General features: G+C 70.2%; 7 protein-coding genes and 1 pseudogene. 7 read left to right on the top strand and 1 reads right to left on the bottom strand.

Features of this window, described 5'->3' with window-relative positions; genetic code table 11:
• Window positions 1-9 precede the first annotated feature (9 nt).
• Window positions 10-537, bottom strand: a pseudogene (cysC, locus tag BM004_RS08620) (adenylyl-sulfate kinase); the annotation flags it as partial.
• A gap of 177 nt (window positions 538-714) precedes the next feature.
• On the opposite strand from cysC, the gene BM004_RS08615 reads away from it, so the two are divergent.
• The 7 genes from BM004_RS08615 to BM004_RS08585 all read left to right on the top strand — a co-directional run bounded on the left by BM004_RS08615 (window position 715) and on the right by BM004_RS08585 (window position 16,645).
• Window positions 715-1,599 carry a sulfotransferase family protein gene (locus BM004_RS08615; protein ID WP_093212578.1) on the top strand — a complete coding sequence of 295 codons (885 nt, stop codon included), beginning with the start codon at window positions 715-717 and terminating at the stop codon, window positions 1,597-1,599.
• A complete protein-coding gene (locus BM004_RS08610; RefSeq protein ID WP_093212576.1) occupies window positions 1,596-9,881 on the top strand; it encodes an Ig-like domain-containing protein in 8,286 nt (2,761 codons plus the stop codon). Before BM004_RS08615 ends, BM004_RS08610 begins: the two co-directional genes overlap by 4 nt.
• Before the next feature lie 38 nt (window positions 9,882-9,919).
• A complete protein-coding gene (locus BM004_RS08605; protein ID WP_093128355.1) occupies window positions 9,920-11,425 on the top strand; it encodes a TolC family protein in 1,506 nt (501 codons plus the stop codon).
• Window positions 11,425-12,264, top strand: coding sequence for an efflux RND transporter periplasmic adaptor subunit (locus BM004_RS08600; RefSeq protein ID WP_093213056.1), 840 nt, complete (start codon window positions 11,425-11,427; stop codon window positions 12,262-12,264). The genes BM004_RS08605 and BM004_RS08600 overlap by 1 nt, the downstream gene beginning before the upstream one ends.
• Window positions 12,261-13,637: an efflux RND transporter periplasmic adaptor subunit gene (locus tag BM004_RS08595; RefSeq protein WP_256219831.1), complete on the top strand. Its 1,377-nt coding sequence runs from the start codon at window positions 12,261-12,263 to the stop codon at window positions 13,635-13,637. The genes BM004_RS08600 and BM004_RS08595 overlap by 4 nt, the downstream gene beginning before the upstream one ends.
• A 16-nt stretch (window positions 13,638-13,653) precedes the next feature.
• Window positions 13,654-15,807 carry a site-2 protease family protein gene (locus BM004_RS08590; RefSeq protein WP_371268944.1) on the top strand — a complete coding sequence of 718 codons (2,154 nt, stop codon included), beginning with the start codon at window positions 13,654-13,656 and terminating at the stop codon, window positions 15,805-15,807.
• A 124-nt stretch (window positions 15,808-15,931) separates the two neighbouring features.
• Window positions 15,932-16,645 carry a DUF899 family protein gene (locus BM004_RS08585; RefSeq protein ID WP_093212574.1) on the top strand — a complete coding sequence of 238 codons (714 nt, stop codon included), beginning with the start codon at window positions 15,932-15,934 and terminating at the stop codon, window positions 16,643-16,645.
• Window positions 16,646-16,669 lie beyond the last annotated feature (24 nt).

Here is a 16,669-nt window from a genome sequence, read left to right as displayed (position 1 = left end):
GGCGTCGCTTCAGTCCGGCAGGCCCAGCCGTTGAAGGATCCGCGTGGCGCACGCCGGCGCACCCAGGTCCACCGTCGAAAGCCGCAGCTCGGGTGCTTCCGGCGGCTGGTACGCGCTGTCGATGCCGGTGAAGTTCTTCAACTCGCCCCGGCGTGCCTTCGCGTAGAGGCCCTTGGTGTCGCGCCGCTCGCACTCCGCCAGCGGCGCATCGACGAAGACTTCGAGGAATTCGCCCTCGGCGAACAGCCCGCGCGCGAGGCGGCGCTGCGCCCGGTAGGGGGAAATGACCGCTACCAGCACGATCAGCCCCGCATCGGCCATCAACTTCGCGACCTCGCCGACCCGGCGCACGTTCTCGATGCGATCGGCCTCGGAAAACCCCAGATCCGCGTTGAGTCCGGTGCGCAGCCGGTCGCCGTCGAGCACGCAGCTGTGCAGCCCCTGCGCGTTCAGCCGATCGTGGAGCAGGCCGGCAATGGTCGATTTGCCCGCGCCGGACAGGCCGGTCAGCCAGACGCAACGCACCGCAGACGACTTCCCAGGCGATTTGTTAAAAAACATGGACGAATGGTAAGGCTTTGCAGTAATCTATTAACTTTTACTTACATTCCCTGACCAAGTTGGGCCTTGAAAGCCCCAGGGCGCACAACAACGGGATGAGACAAGCGGTTTCTGCCTGCTGTAGCGACGTGCAGTGAGCGCTGTGCAGTCAACATGAACAACAAGATCCATTTCATCTCGGGCATGCCACGCTCGGGTTCCACGCTGCTGTCCGCCATCCTGCGGCAGAACCCCCGCTTCCATGCCGGCATGACCAGCCCGGTCGGCGCCTTCGTCAACAGCCTGCTCGACCAGGTCAGCGCCGGCTCCGAGTTCGGCCCCGTGGTGACCACCGCGCAGCGCCAGCGCCTGCTGCGCGGCCTCTTCGCCAGCTACTACGCCGACAAGCCCGAAGGCAGCGTCGTCTTCGACACCAACCGCGTCTGGTCGGCCAGGCTGCCCGCCGTGCGCGACCTGTTCCCCGACGCCAAGGTGATCGCCTGCGTGCGCAACGTGGCGTGGGTCATGGACAGCATCGAGCGGCTGTACCGCGCCAACCCCTACGAGAACACCCGGCTGTTCAACGACGCCATCGAGCGCAACACGGTCTACAGCCGCGTGGAAACGCTGTCGCAGCGCAACCGGCTGGTCGGCTTTGCCTGGACGGCGATCAAGGAAGCCTTCTACAGCGAGCAGGCCGGCGCCTTGCTGGTGGTCGACTACGACCTGCTGGCCAACGCGCCCGACAAGGTGCTGCCGCTGGTCTACCAGTTCATCGGCGAGCCCTGGTTCGAGGGGCACGACTTCCGCAACCTGGCGTTCGACGCGCCCGAATTCGACTCCGCGCTCGGCGTGGCCGGGCTGCACAAGGTGCGCCCCGAGGTCTCGCTGAAACCGCGCCGCACGGTGCTGCCGCCCGACCTTTTCGCGCAGTACACGAACATGAACTTCTGGCAGGACGGCGCCAACAGCCGCGCCAGCGTGATCACCGCCCGACCCGCCGACGCATCCACCGATGCCCAGGCGCCCCCACAGGCCAAGCAGGACAAGAACGCATGAACCGCATTTTCAGCACCCTCTGGAACGAGATCACGCAGTCCTTCGTGGCCGTGGGCGAGCACACCTCGCGCAAGGGCAAGCGATCGGGCAGCAGCGCCGCCGCCGCCGCCAGCCCCGCCGCCATGCCGCGCGCCGGCAAGGTCCACATGATGGCGCTGGAGCCGCGCATCATGTTCGACGGCGCCGCCGTCGCCACCGCGGTGGCCAACGACCCGGCGGCCGCGCATGCCGCCGACACGGCGCTGGCGCCGGCGGCACACCCCGCCGTGGCCCCGGTCGACGCACCGGCGGCCGTGGCGCCGCGCGAAACGCAGGCCCCCGCAGCCGCACCGGTGGCACCCACCGTCGCGCCCGTCAAGAGCGCCGGCACCGATACCGTGCCCGCACCCGCTGCAGCCGCCGATGCCAGCCGCACCGTGGCGGCCAGCGTCGCCCCGTCGACCCTGGCGGCCACCCCCGCGCACGACGTCGTCTTCGTCGACAGCCGCGTGGAAGACAGCGCCGAGCTGCTCAAGGGCATCTCGCCCGACGCCGAGGTGGTCTACCTCTCGGCCAATGCCGACGGCGTGAAGCAGATGGCCGACTACCTGAGCGCCCACCCCGGCGCCAGCGCGGTGCACGTGCTGGCCCACGGCTACGAGGGCAACCTCTGGCTGGGCACCACCTTCATCGACAACAGCACGGTGCAGGCGCACAGCGCCGACTTCGCCCGCATCGGCCAGGGCATCGTGGCCGGCGGCGACATCCTGCTGTACAGCTGCAACACCGGTGCCGGCGAAGACGGCGCGCAACTGCTCGGCCAACTGGCCGGCCTGACCGGCGCCGACATCGCGGCGTCGAGCAACCGCACCGGCGCGGGCGGCGACTGGGTGCTCGAAGTGACCACCGGCCGCATCGAAGCAGCCTCGCCGTTCGCGCAGGCGTCGCTGCAGGCGTACGACCACAGCCTGGCGCAGCTGACGGTGACCACCAACCTCGACAGCGGCGCGGACGGGAATATCGCCGCGAACTATGCAGCCGATATGGCGGACGGCGGTGGCCTGTCGTTGCGCGAGGCGATTCATTGGGCGGCCGCAAACGACACCATCGTGTTCAATGCCGGCATGACCATCACGCTGGTCAACGGCGAACTGCTCGTCGACAAGAACCTGTCGATCGACGGCGCCCCGGGCGGTGGCAGCACGCCGCTTGTCACCATCGACGGCAACAACCAGTCCCGGGTGCTCAACATCGCGGCAAACAGCGTGGTGGCCCTCAATGGGTTGACCATCAAGAACGGCTTCCTCACGGGCGCCGGTGGAGATCGTCAGCAAGGTGCTGGCGGCGACGGCAAAGATGCCCTCGGCGCAGGCATCTACAACGCGGGCACTCTCACCATCACGAACAGCGCTGTCACGAATAACAAGGCCGCCGGCGGCGGCGGTGCGGGCGGCAATCTTTTCAACGGTCCTGCCAACGGTGCCGGCGGTGGTGGCGGCGGATTCGGGAGCACCTTCGGCGGCGCTGGGGGCAGCAACTTCGGAGACTACGTTCAAGCTGGTCCTTCGGCCGGCACAGGCGGCAGGGGCGCAGGCTACTTTTTGAACGGCAACTTCCTGGGCGGCGCGGGTGGCAACACCAGCGGCGGTGCGGCTGGCACCGGCGCAGGTTACGCCGGGGGCGGTGCGGGGGGCACTGCGAACGGCGGCGCCGGCTTGTCGATCGGCGGCGGCGGCGGCGGCGTGGGCTACGACGCTGCCGGCGGCCGAGGAGGCAACGCCGTGGGCGGCATCTACAACGCCGGCACCGGCACGCTCACCATTGCGGCAAGCACTCTTTCCAACAACATCGGTGCCGGGGGCGGGGGCGGGGGCGGGGCTGATCCAGCCAGCCCAAGCAATGCTGCTGGCGGTGCTGGCGGCATGGGTGTCGGCGGAATCTGGTCTGCGAGCAGTGCCGCCGTGAGGCTGGACGCCAGCACTTCCAGCTCGCTGACCGCAGGAAACAACGTGGGCGGCGGCGGCGTTGGCGGCCTGGGCGGTGGCAACGGCCAGGCCGCACCCAGCGGAACGGCAGCTCAGGGCAGCCTGGGTACGACCACGACGTTCACGCCGTCCACGATCACGGGTGCCGCGTACGACGCCGCCGCCGGCGTGCTGACCGTCACGGGCACTGGCATGCCCAACGGCGCCATCGTCGATGGAAGCAAGTTCTCGTTGACGGGCCAAGGCGGCTCGTACACGCTGACTGGCGGGGTTGCAACTGCGATCAGCGGCAACGCCTTCACGATCACGCTGAGCGCGGCCGACAAGCTCGCCATCAACGGCATCTTCAACAAGAACGGCACCGCAGCCGTCGACACCACCACCTTCAACGTCGCAGCGGGCCTGGGTTGGGAGCCAACGCTCGGCGTCCTGCCCGACCGCTTGAGCAATGGCGTGACGGTCTCCAACGTCACCGCACCGACGATCACCTCGGCCACCTACGACGCCACCACGCACGTGCTGACCGTGACCGGCACCGGTCTGGTCCAGACCCTGGGCGCCACCAACGACATCACCGTCAGCAAGCTCACTTTCACCGGTGAAGGCGGCGCGACCTACACGCTGTCGACCACGTCGAACGTCGAGATCAGCAGCGGCACCGGCTTCAGCGTGACACTGAGCGGTGCCGACATCGCGGGCGTCGCCGCGCTGTTCAACAAGAACGGCACCACGTCGGGCAACAACACGACGTACAACATCGCCGCGGCCGACGACTGGAACAGCACCGTCACCGGCGGCGACATTGCCGACACCGCCAACAACGGCATCACGGTGTCGAACCTGCCACCCGTCATCACCAGCGCCACCTACGACGCGAGCACGGGCATCCTGACGGTCACGGGCAGCAACCTGACCACCGGCGACACCATCGACGTGTCGAAGCTCTCGTTGAGCGGCCAGGGCGGCAGCTACACGCTGACCAGCGCCAACGTGACGGCGAGCAGCGCGACCACGTTCCAGGTGAACTTGAACGCGACCGACAAGCTCGCCATCAACGGCATCCTGAATCAGAACGGCACCTCGGCCGTCGACACCACCACCTTCAACCTGAACGCGGCCGCCAGCTGGGACGCCAGCCGGACGACGGCCGCCGACGTGGCCGGCAACGGCGTGACGGTGTCCAACGTCACCGCGCCCACCATCACGTCGGCCACCTACGACGCCGGCACGCACGTGCTGACGGTCACCGGCACGGGGCTTGTCAAGACCGTGGGCGCCACCAACGACATCACCGTCAGCAAGCTGACCTTCACCGGTGAAGGCGGTGCGACCTACACGCTGTCGACCACGTCGAACGTCGAGATCACCAGCGGCACCGGCTTCAGCGTGACACTGAGCGGCGCCGACATCGCGGGCGTCGCCGCGCTGTTCAACAAGAACGGCACCACGTCGGGCAACAGCACGACGTACAACATCGCCGCGGCCGACGACTGGAACAGCACCGTCACCGGCGGCAACATCGCCGACCTCGCGCTCAACGGCGTGACCGTGTCGAACGCGCCGCCCAACATCGTCAGCGCCAGCTACGACGCCAGCACCGGCGTGCTGACCGTCAGCGCGCTCAACATGACCACCGGCGACACCATCGACGTGTCGAAGCTCTCGTTGAGCGGCCAGGGCGGCAGCTACACGCTGACCAGCGCCAACGTGACGGCGAGCAGCGGGACCACGTTCCAGGTGAGCTTGAACGCGACCGACAAGCTCGCCATCAACGGCATCCTGAATCAGAACGGCACCTCGGCCGTCGACACCACCACCTTCAACCTGAACGCGGCCGCCAGCTGGGACGCCAGCCGGACGACGGCCGCCGACGTGGCCGGCAACGGCGTGACGGTGTCCAACGTCACCGCGCCCACCATCACGTCGGCCACCTACGACGCCGGCACGCACGTGCTGACGGTCACCGGCACGGGCCTTGTCAGGACCGTGGGCGCGACCAACGACATCACCGTCAGCAAGCTGACCTTCACCGGTGAAGGCGGCGCGACCTACACGCTGTCGACCACGTCGAATGTCGAGATCACCAGCGGCACCAGCTTCAGCGTGACGCTCAGCGGGGCCGACATCGCGGGCGTCGCCGTATTGTTCAACCGCAACGGCGTCGCTTCGACCGGCGGCGCGGGCTACAGCCTCGGTGCCTCCGACGACTGGAACAGCGCCGTCACGGGCGGCAACATCGCCGACACGGGCAACGTGGTCACGGTCAGCAACGTGCCCGTGCCCATCATTGCCAGCGCCACCTACGACGCCGTCACCGGCACGGTGGTCGTCACCGGCACGGGCTTTGCGCACCTGAGCGGCGCCGGCAACGACATCGTCGCCAACAAGTTCACCTTCACCGGCGAAGGCAGTGCCACCTACACGCTGAGCGACACCGCCAACGTGGAGATCACCTCCGCCACGTCGTTCACGCTGGTGCTGAGCGCCAACGACCGCGCGATGCTGAACCAGATCGCCAACAAGAACGGCTCGGACTCGACCGACACCACCGCCTACAACCTGTCGGCCGCCGAGGACTGGGCCGCGGGCGCGGAAGCGGTCGTCGTGGTGGCGGACACGACAGGCAACGGCGTCACCGTGAGCAACGTCGCGATGCCCTCCATCACCAGCGCCACCTACGACGCGGGCACCGGCGTGCTCGTGGTCACGGGCACCGGCTTCACGCACGCGGCGGGGGGAGCGAACGACATCATCGCCAGCAAGCTGACGCTGACGGGGCAAGGGGGCGCGACCTACACGCTGACCGATACCGCGAACGTCGAGATCACCTCGGGCACCGGCTTCACCCTGCAGCTCAGCCTCACGGACGCCGCGGGCCTGGCCGCGCTGATGAACAAGGCCGGCGCCAGCTCCACGGGCGGCACGGCCTACAACCTGTCGGCCGCGGAAGACTGGGCGCCGGGCGCGGACGTCGCCCTGGTGATCGCCGACACGACCAACGGCGTGACCGTGTCCAACGTGGACACCACGCCGCCGACCGTGAACTCGGTCACCGCGGGCGCTGGCAACGGCGCGCACAAGGCCGGCGACGTCATCGACATCCAGGTCAACTTCAGCGAGAACGTCTACGTCACGGGCACGCCGCAGATCACGCTGGAAACGGGCGCCACCGACCGGGTCGTCAACTACCTGGGCGGCAGCGGCACCGGCACGCTGACGTTCCGCTACACGGTGCAAGCCGGCGACACCAGCGCCGACCTCGACTACCTTTCCACCACCGCGCTGGCGCTGAATGGCGGCAGCATTCGCGACCTGACCGGCAACGATGCCGCTCTGGCCCTGGCCTCGCCGGGCGCGGCCGGTTCGCTTGGCGCCAACCAGGCGATCGTGATCGACACGCAGGCGCCCACGCTGAGCATCAGCAGCGACGTCTCGCTGCTGAAGGCCGGCCAGACGGCCACCATCACCTTCACGTTCAGCGAAGACCCGGGCGCGAGCTTCGTCGACGGCGACATCGTGGTGAGCGGCGGCGTGCTCGGTGCCCTCACCGGAAGCGGACTGACCCGCACCGCCATCTTCACGCCAGCGGCAGGCACGGCGGCGGGCTTGTCTAGCATCGCCGTGATGGCCGGGGCCTATGCCGATGCCGCAGGCAACGCCGGCGCGTCCGGCATCGCGCCGTCGATCAGCATCGACACGCTGCCCCCGACGCTGACCATCAGCAGCGACGTCAGCGCCGTCAAGGCCGGCCAGACGGCCACCATCACCTTCACGTTCAGCGAAGACCCGGGCGCGAGCTTCATCGACAGCGACATCGTGGTGAGCGGCGGCGCGCTCGGTGCCCTCACCGGAACCGGACTGACCCGCACCGCCACCTTCACGCCAAGCGCGAACCTGAACGCCGGCGCGGCCAGCATCACCGTGGCGCCCGGCAGCTACACGGACGCAGCGGGCAACGGCGGCGGCGCGGGCACCGCGCCATCGATCACCATCGATACGCTGCCGCCCACCGTCACGATCGTGGTGGACCGCACCAGCCTGTCGGCCACCCAGACCGCGACAGTGACCTTCACCTTCTCCGAAGCGGTGTCGGGTTTCACGCTCGGCGACGTGCTCACGGACAGCGGCCAGCTGTCGGGGCTCGCCACCAGCGACAACAGGGTCTTCACCGCCACCCTGACCCCGACGGCCGGCGTGACCCACAGCGGCAACACAGTGCGCGTGGACGCCGGCGGCGTCGCGGACCAGGCCGGCAACGCGGGCGTGGGCGTGGTGTCGTCGAACACCTATGACGTCGACAGCACGCCGCCCGCGCTGGCCATCACCAGCGACGTGAGCACGGTGAAGGCCGGCCAGACGGCCACCGTCACCTTCACCTTCAGCGAAGACCCCGGCGCCAGCTTCACCGCGGGCAACATCGCCGTGGCGGGCGGCACGCTCAGCGGCCTCACGACCACCGGCGCCGTGCGCACGGCCATCTTCACGCCGCTCGCCGGCGTGGCCGCCGGCACGGCGAGCATCACCGTCGCGGCCGGCAGCTACACCGACGCAGCCGGCAACGCCGGCGGTGCCGGCGCCGCGCCATCCATCGCCATCGACACGCTGCCGCCCACGCTGGCCATCACCAGCGACGCCGGTGCCTTGAAGATCGGCGAGACCGCGACCATCACCTTCAGCTTCAGCGAAGACCCCGGTGCTAGCTTCACGGCGGGCGACGTGGTCGTCAGCGGCGGCACGCTCGGCGCCATCACCGGCACCGGCCTGACGCGCACCGCCATCTTCACGCCGACGGCGGGCCTGGCGACAGGCTCGGCGAGCATCACCGTGGCGGCCGGCGCCTATGCCGATGCCGCGGGCAACGACGGCGCGGCCGGCACCACGCCGGCCATCGCCATCGACACGCAGGGACCCACGGCCACCATCGTGCTGGCCGACGCGGCCCTGGCCGCGGGCGAGACCACGAAGGTGACCATCACCTTCTCGGAAGCCGTGAGCGGCTTCAGCAACGCCGACCTCACGGTGGCCAACGGCACGCTGTCGGCGGTGAGCAGCACCGACGGCGGCATCACCTGGAGCGCGACCTTCACGCCCACGGCCGGCCTCGACGCCGCCGCCAACGCGATCCGGCTGAACCTGGCCGGCGTGACCGACGCAGCGGGCAATGCCGGTGCGGGCACCGCGCTGTCGGCCAACTACGTGCTCGACGTGACCGCGCCGACGGCCACCGGCCTGAGCTTCGAAGCGGGCAGCGGCAGCGGCGCGAGCTACCTCGTGCATTTCTCGGAACCGGTCGACGGCCTGAGCAGCGCCGACTTCGCGTTGCGCACCGGCGGCCAGGCGCGCGGCAGCATCACGGGCGTGACCCGCGTCGATGCGCTCACCTGGCGCGTGAGCGTCGGCGACATCACCGGCGAAGGCACGCTGCAGCTCGACCTGCGCCCGGGCGCGCGCACCGTGGCCGACGTGGCCGGCAACGCGATGACGCAGGGCTTCGACGGCGAGGAGCGCAAGTTCGGCGCGGCAACGCCCAGCGTGCCGACGCTCGCGCCTGTCATCGACACCTCGCTGGGCGCGCCGCTGTTCGGCGAGCGCAAGGCGCACGAGCCGGTGGCGGCGGTGCCTTTCGAAGCCGGCACGCTGAGCGTGGGCTCCTCGCTCGATGCATGGCGCCACGACGAGCGCGCCACCTCGCTGCTGGTGCCGGTGTCCGCCGCGGCACCGCTCACCATCGACCACCTCCTGCGCCTGAACGCGCTGGGCACGGTGGACTACGACGCGTCGCCGCTGGTGCGCAATCTCTCGGGCCTCGTGCGCTTCCCCGACAGCGGCGCGCAGGGCCTGACGGCCGTGCCCGACTCGGGCTCGCATGCGTTGCGCGTGGGCCGCGGCTTCTCGTTCAACCTGCCGGACGGCACCTTCGTCTCGGGCGACCCGGGCGCGATCGTCAGCGTCGAGGCGCGCCAGCTCAGCGGTGCGCCGCTGCCGGCGTGGATGCGCTTCGACCCCGTCAGCGGCGTGATCTCCGGCGAACCGCCGGCGGGCGCCAAGGGGGTGGTGAAGATCGCGGTGATCGCCACCGACAACCTCGGCCACCGGGTCAGCACCGTGGTCGAGTTCAACTTCGATGCGGCCGCGCCGGCACCCGCGCCGGCCCCGACGCCCGCCGGGCGCCATGCCGCCGGCCGCGCCAGCCTGGACGACCAGTTCGCCCGCTTCGGCAAGCACGCGCAAGACCTTCACGGCGCGGCGCTGCTGGGCCGCCTGAGCCCGGCGGCCGCCGAGCGCGAGGGCGTGCAGGCACCGGCTGAAATTTCGTGAACCGCGACCACCCCATTCAACCAGAGACTTTCCCCACCATGACCAAACTCGAAGCACCCCGGGCACTCACCGTGCTGGCCGCCGCGGCGGTTCTGCTGCTCGGCGGCTGCGCGATGCAGCCGCGCCCCATCGAGATGGGCGAGCGCCGCGCCGCCATCGCCACCGAGCGCACCGCCATCACCGCCAACCAGGAAGCCCTGAGCGGCCCGGTGACGCTGGACGAGGCCATGGCCCGCGCGCTGAAATACAACCTCGACTACCGCCTGAAGCGCATGGAAGAGGTGCTGGCGCAGCGCCAGCTCGACCTGAGCCAGAACGACCTGCTGCCCCAGCTCACCGTGGCCGCCGGCTACGCCGGTCGCAACAACGAGAACGGCTCGTCGTCGCGCAGCCTGTCCACCGGCGCCCAGTCGCTGGTGCCCTCGACCTCGACCGACCGCGACCGCGTGACCGGCGACCTCGGCCTGACCTGGAACGTGCTCGACTTCGGCGTGAGCTACTTCCAGTCGCAGCAGCAGGCCGACCGCGTGCTGGTGGCGCAGGAGCGCCGCCGCAAGACGGTGCACCAGGTCATGCAGCAGGTGCGCCAGGCCTACTGGCAGGCCGCAGGCGCCGAGAAGCTCGGCAGCAAGATCGACGTGGTGGTCGCCGACGCGCGCCGCGCGCTGGACGACTCCCGCAAGATCGAGCAAGAGAAACTCATGGCCCCGCTGGAAGTGCTGAACTACCAGCGCCAGCTGCTGGACGTGATCCGCCAGCTCGAGGCCATCAACGACGAGCTGTCGCAGGCCAAGCCGCAGCTGGCGTCGCTGATGAACCTGGAGCCCGGCACGCGCTTCACCATCGCGCTGCCCACCGCACTGGCCGCGCCCACCTTCAGGATGCCGGTGGACAAGATGGAAGAAACCGCGCTGATGCTGCGCCCCGAGCTGATGGAAGCGCGCTACAACGAACGCATCAGCGTGCTGGAAACCAAGAAGGCCATCACGCGGCTGCTGCCGGGCCTGGAGTTCGGCATCGGCCAGCACTACGACAGCAACAGCTTCCTGGTGAACAGCAACTGGCGCGACGCCGGCCTGCGCGTGAGCTTCAACCTGTTCAACCTGATCAACGCGCAGTCGATCCGCGCCAATGCACAGGCGCAGGAAGAGCTGGCCAGGCAGCAGCACCTGGCCGTGTCGATGGCCGTGCTCACGCAGACCCACGTGGCGCTGCGCGACTACACCGGGCGCCTGCGCCAGTACGAACTGAGCAAGGACATGGACGACGTCGACCAGAAGTTCCTCGGCCACGTGCGCAACGCCACGCGCGCCAGCGCCACCGGCAAGCTGCAGGAAGTGCGCGCCGCCGCCAGCGCGCTCACCTCCGAGCTGCGCCTGTACCAGAGCTACGGCGCGATGCAGAACGCCTACGGCCAGATGCTGAGCACGCTGGGCCTGGACCCGCTGCCCGCGAGCATCGACAGCCATGACCTGTCGGCGCTGCGCAGCGCCGTCGGCACCATGGAAGCGCGCTGGGCCGACGAAGTGAGCAAGACGCAATGATGCTGGCTCGCCGATTCCTGGGCACGGCCCTGCTGGCCGCCTGCGCGGGCATGGTGCAGGCCGCGCCGCCCGCCACGCCGGCGAACGCACCCGCGCCTGCCGCCGCCATGAAGGCGCCTGCAGATGCGCCGGGCGCTTCCGACAACCGCATCCGCACCCAGTTCGCGCCGCGCAACGAGGTGGTCATCTCCAGCGAGCTGGCCGCGAAGATCTCCAGCCTGCCGCTGCGCGAAGGCGACGCCTTCCGCACCGGCCAGACGCTGGTGGCCTTCGACTGCTCGCTGTTCCAGGCGCAGCTGGGCAAGGCCCGTGCCACGCTCGACACCGCAAAGCAGACGCTGGTGGTGCAGAAGCGCCTGGCCGAGCTCAATTCGACCGGCGCGCTGGAACTCCAGCAGGCCCAGGGCCGGGTGAACGAGGGCACGGCGGAGGTCGCGTACTCGCAGGCCACGGTCAACCGCTGCACCATCCACGCACCCTTCAACGGCCGCATCGCCAAGCGGCAGGCCGCGAACTACCAGTACGTCACGCCGGGCACGCCGCTGCTGGGCCTGATCGACACCAGCGAGCTGGAGCTCCAGCTGATCGTGCCGTCGCAGTGGCTCTCGCGGCTGAAGGTCGGCAGCAAGTTCCAGGTGCAGGTCGACGAGCTGGGCACGCAGGTCAGCGCGCGCATCGCGCGGCTCGGCGCGCGCATCGACCCGGTCAGCCAGACCATCGGCGTCACCGGCGTGGTCGACGGCAATGCCGCGGGCCTGCTGCCCGGCATGGGCGGCTGGGCCACGTTCGCGCCTGCCTCCACCCCCGCACCGACCCCCGCACCGACCCCGGCACGTTGAGCACTTCGCCCGAACAACCCGGCGGCACAGTGAGCGAGCCGGTCGCCCAGCTCCTGGGACTGGTGCAGCTCGCGCGTCGCGCGCGCGACGCGGCCAGCCCGCAGGCGCTGGCCTTCGTCATGGTCAACGAGAGCCTGCAGGTGCTGCGCTACCGGCAGGCGGCGTTCTGGCGCGTGGACACCGCGGTGGCCGGCATCAGCCGCGTGGCGGCGGTGTCGGGCCTGCCCGAGCCGAACCCGAACGCGCCCTACATCCACTGGCTGGCGCGGCTCTTTCGCGCGGCCATCGGCAGGCCGGGGAGCGACGCCATCGCGGCACTGTCGCCGGCCGACGTGCCCGAGCTGGCCGCCGAATGGGGCGAGTGGCTGCCCGCCCACGTGCTGTGGGTGCCGCTGAAGCGCGGCGACGCGGCGCCCACCGGCTACCTGCTGTTCGCGGCCGACAGCGCCTGGACGCCGCACGACATGGCCCTGGCCGCCGAAGTCGGCGGCAGCTATGCCCATGCGCTGGCCGCCTTCGCGCCACGCCCCACGGCGCTGCACCGGCTGCGCGACACCCTGCGGCGCAACCGCCGCCGCCGCTGGCTGTGGCTGCTGCCCGTGCTGGTGGCCTGCTTTCCGGTGCAGAAGAGCGTGCTGGCCCCGGCCGAAGTCATTCCCAAGGACCCGTTCCTGGTGCGCGCCCCGCAGGACGGCGTGGTCGACCGCGTGCTGGTGCAGCCCAACCAGGCGGTGAGCGCGGGCACGCCGCTGTTCAACCTCGACCAGGCCGCGCTGCAGGCGCGCCAGGCCGTGGCCAGCAAGGCCTACGATACGGCGCAGGAAGAGTTCCGCCAGTCGGCGCAGATGGCCGTGACCGACGACAAGGGCAAGCTCGACATGTCGCTGCGCCGCGGCGCGCTGCAAGAAAAGAAGGTCGAGCTCGGCTACCTCAACGAGCTGATGGGCCGCGTGCAGGTGCGCGCCGACCGCGGCGGCATCGCCGTGATTTCCGACGTCAACGAGTGGCAGGGCAAGACGGTGCAGCTCGGCGAGCGCGTGCTCACGCTGGCCGACCCCGCCAAGGTGGAGCTGTCGATCTGGCTGCCCGTGGGCGAGCGCTTCGACGCCGAGCCCGGCGCGGCCGTGAGCCTGTACCCCAACGCCAGCCCGCTGTCGAGCTACGACGCCGTGGTGACCCAGGTGGCCTACAGCGCCGAGCCCACGCGCGACGGGCAGATCGCCTACCGCCTGAAGGCCGACTTCAAGCCCGGCGAGACGCTGCCGCGTATCGGCCTCATGGGCACCGCCAAGCTGCACGGCAGCCGCGTGCCGCTGCTCTACTACGCGCTGCGCCGCCCGCTGACCACGCTGCGGCAGTGGCTGGGCATCTAGGCCGAGGACGCACCCCTTGCACCCCGCGGACATGGTTGCAGGCAACGGCATGGCGCCGCCGCCCCTGAGCACGCTGCCGGCGCTGCGCCAGGAGCTGGCCATTCACCCCGGCCCGACGGACGCCGACGGCGTGCCGAGCTGGACGCTGCACGACCCGATCGACAACCGCTTCTTCCAGATCGGCTGGCCGGCCTTCGAGATCCTGTCGCGCTGGTCGATGCGCGAGGCCGCCCAGGTGCTGGCCGCCGTCCGGCACGACACCACGCTGGAGGTGTCGCAGGCCGACATCGAGGCGGTGTTCGCCTTCTTGCGCCACCACCACCTGGTGGTGGCGCGCAGCGCCGAGGACAACACGCGCCTGGCCCACTACGCCAACGCCACCCGCATGGGCCACGCGATGTGGCTGCTCAAGCACTACCTGTTCTTTCGCATTCCGCTGGTGCGGCCCATGCCCTTCCTGCGCGCCATGCTGCCGCGCATCGGCTGGGTGTTCACGCCGCAGTTCTGGTGGGCCGTGCTGGGCGTGGGCGCGCTGGGGCTGTACCTGGTGGCGCAGCAGTGGGACAGCTTCATGCACCAGTTCTCCGGCTACAGCAGCTGGCAGGGCGTGGTGGCCATCGGCCTGGCGCTGAGCGTGGCCAAGGTGGCGCACGAGCTCGGCCACGCCTTCACCGCGTACCGCTACGGCTGCCGCGTGCCCAACATGGGCGTGGCCTTCATGGTGATGGTGCCCATGCTCTACACCGACACCAACGAGGCGTGGAAGCTGCCGTCGCGCCGCGCGCGGCTGTTCATCAGCTCGGCCGGCATGGCCGCGGAGCTGGCGCTGGCGGCCGTGGCCACGCTGCTGTGGAACTTCCTGCCCGACGGGCCGGTGCGCGCCGGCGTGTTCCTGCTGGCCACCAGCACCTGGCTGGTCACGCTCGCCATCAACCTGAGCCCGTTCATGCGCTTCGACGGCTACTTCCTGATGTGCGACTGGCTGGAAGTGCCCAACCTGCACGAGCGCGCTTTCGCACTCGGCCGCTGGCGGCTGCGCGAATGGCTCTTCGGTTGGGGCGAGCCGCCGCCGGAAACCTTCGCGCCGCGGCGCCAGCGCGGGCTGGTGGCCTTCGCCTATGCGGTGTGGGTCTACCGGCTGGTGCTGTTCCTGGGCATCGCCTTCCTGGTCTACAGCCTGTTCTTCAAGGCGCTGGGCATCCTGCTGCTGGCGGTGGAGCTGGGCTGGTTCATTGCCCGGCCGGTGCAGAAGGAAGTGGCCGTGTGGTGGTCTCAGCGTGCCCGCATGCGGCTGAACCGGCAGGCGGTGCGCAGCGCCGGGCTGGCGCTGGTGGCGTTGCTGGTGGTGATGGTGCCGTGGCCGCGCGGTGTCGAGGCACCCGCCGTGCTGGGCGCGCAGCAGGCCCAGTGGCTGTATGCGCCGGCGCCGGCGCAGGTGCAGGGCATGCAGGTGGCGGTGCACCAGGTGGTGAAGGCCGACGAGGTGCTGCTGACGCTCGATTCGTCCGACCTGCGGCGCCAGCTGGGCCTGGCGCAGGCGCGCGAGCAGCAGCTGCGCTGGCAGCTGGAGCAGCAGCCTTTTTCCGAGCGGCTGCAGCAGAGCGGCGCGGGACTCCTGCAACGCCTGGAAGGCGCCAGGGAAGAAGTGGCGGGCCTGCTGGCGCTCAACCAGCAGCTGCAGCTGCGCGCGAGCTTCGACGGCGTGGTGGTGAGCCTGAACAGCGCCCTGCAGCCCGGCGTGTGGGTAGCGCGCGGCGAGCGGCTGGTGCAGGTGGCCGCGCCCGAGGGCGTGAAGGTCGATGCGTACGTGGAAGAGGCCTTCCTGCCGCGCATCGAGGCCGGCGCGCCCGCGCGCTTCATCGCCGACGAGCCCGGCGTGCCGCGCGTGGACTGCCGCGTGCAGAGCGTCGACCGCATCGCCTTGCCCAGCGTGGAGCACCTGGCCCTGACCAGCCCGTACGGTGGGCCCATTCCCGCCAAGCTGGACGGCAACGGCGTGGCGCAGCCGCACGACGCGCGCTTTCGCGTGCGGCTGCACGAGTGCACCGGCATGCCGGGCACCGGGCGGGAACGCACCGGCAGCGCCGTCATCGGCAATTCGCACCAGAGTTTTGCCGGGCAGTGGCTGCGTCAGCTGGCCGCGGTGCTGCACCGCGAGGGCGGGTTGTAGAGCAGGGCGCCGGCGTAGGACAAATGCGCCGCGCGCAGGCGAATTGCGCGGACTGGCGAAGGGCCCGCCCAAGGATCAAGATGGCGGCAGGTTCAATGTTGTGCCCTCCAGGAGGTGACCCGCCATGCCGTCCCACGCCGAATTCACCGGCCCTGCGTCTGCCAGCCAGCTCGCCAGGTCCAGCCCCGTGCGCTTTCCAGGCGAAAGCGCCGCTTACCGCAAGGCGCGCACCGAGTTGCTGGCCGAGGAAATCGACCTGCGCCGGCGCATCGAGCACGTGGCCGAAATGCGCCGCGCGCTGCCGCCCGGCGGGCCCGTGCCGGAGGACTATCTGTTCCAGGGCGCCGACGGACCGGTGAAGTTCTCCGCGCTCTTCGGCAAGCACCACACCCTCATCACCTACAACTGGATGTTCGGCGCCCGGCGCGAGCGGCCGTGCCCCATGTGCACCTCGCTGCTGAGCGCCTACGACGGCGAGATGCCCGACATCCTGCAGCGCGTGGCGTTCGCGGTCATCGCCACCTCGCCGATCGAGCGCATGACGGCCTTTGCCAGCGAGCGCGGCTGGCGCCACCTGCCGCTGTATTCGTCGGCCGGCACCGACTTCAACCGCGACTACGCCGGCGAGACGGACGACAGCGGCGACAACGCGGCCTTCAACGTGTTCCGCCGCGACGGCGACACCCTGCGCCATTTCTGGGCCGCCGAGATGGGCGCCGGCACCGCGGACGCCGGCCAGGACCCGCGCGGCGCGCCCGACCCGATGCCGATCTGGAACCTGCTCGACATGACGCCGGAGGGGCGCGGCAAGGACTGGTACCCGAAGCTGGGCTACTAGCGCGGCCGGTCGGTACGACCGCAG

The sequence above is a fragment of the Variovorax sp. OK212 genome, from assembly GCF_900112425.1.
In the GTDB taxonomy this organism is placed as follows: domain Bacteria; phylum Pseudomonadota; class Gammaproteobacteria; order Burkholderiales; family Burkholderiaceae_C; genus Variovorax.
Note: the sequence above shows the minus strand (reverse complement) of the source record. Positions and strands in the feature narration are given on the sequence as shown.

Bases quoted from the DNA above. Each gene is read 5' to 3' on its own strand.
- BM004_RS08615 (WP_093212578.1), top strand. From the start codon at position 715: ATGAACAACAAGATCCATTTCATCTCGGGCATGCCACGCTCGGGTTCC.
- BM004_RS08610 (WP_093212576.1), top strand. From the start codon at position 1,596: ATGAACCGCATTTTCAGCACCCTCTGGAACGAGATCACGCAGTCCTTC.
- BM004_RS08605 (WP_093128355.1), top strand. From the start codon at position 9,920: ATGACCAAACTCGAAGCACCCCGGGCACTCACCGTGCTGGCCGCCGCG.
- BM004_RS08600 (WP_093213056.1), top strand. From the start codon at position 11,425: ATGCTGGCTCGCCGATTCCTGGGCACGGCCCTGCTGGCCGCCTGCGCG.
- BM004_RS08585 (WP_093212574.1), top strand. From the start codon at position 15,932: ATGCCGTCCCACGCCGAATTCACCGGCCCTGCGTCTGCCAGCCAGCTC.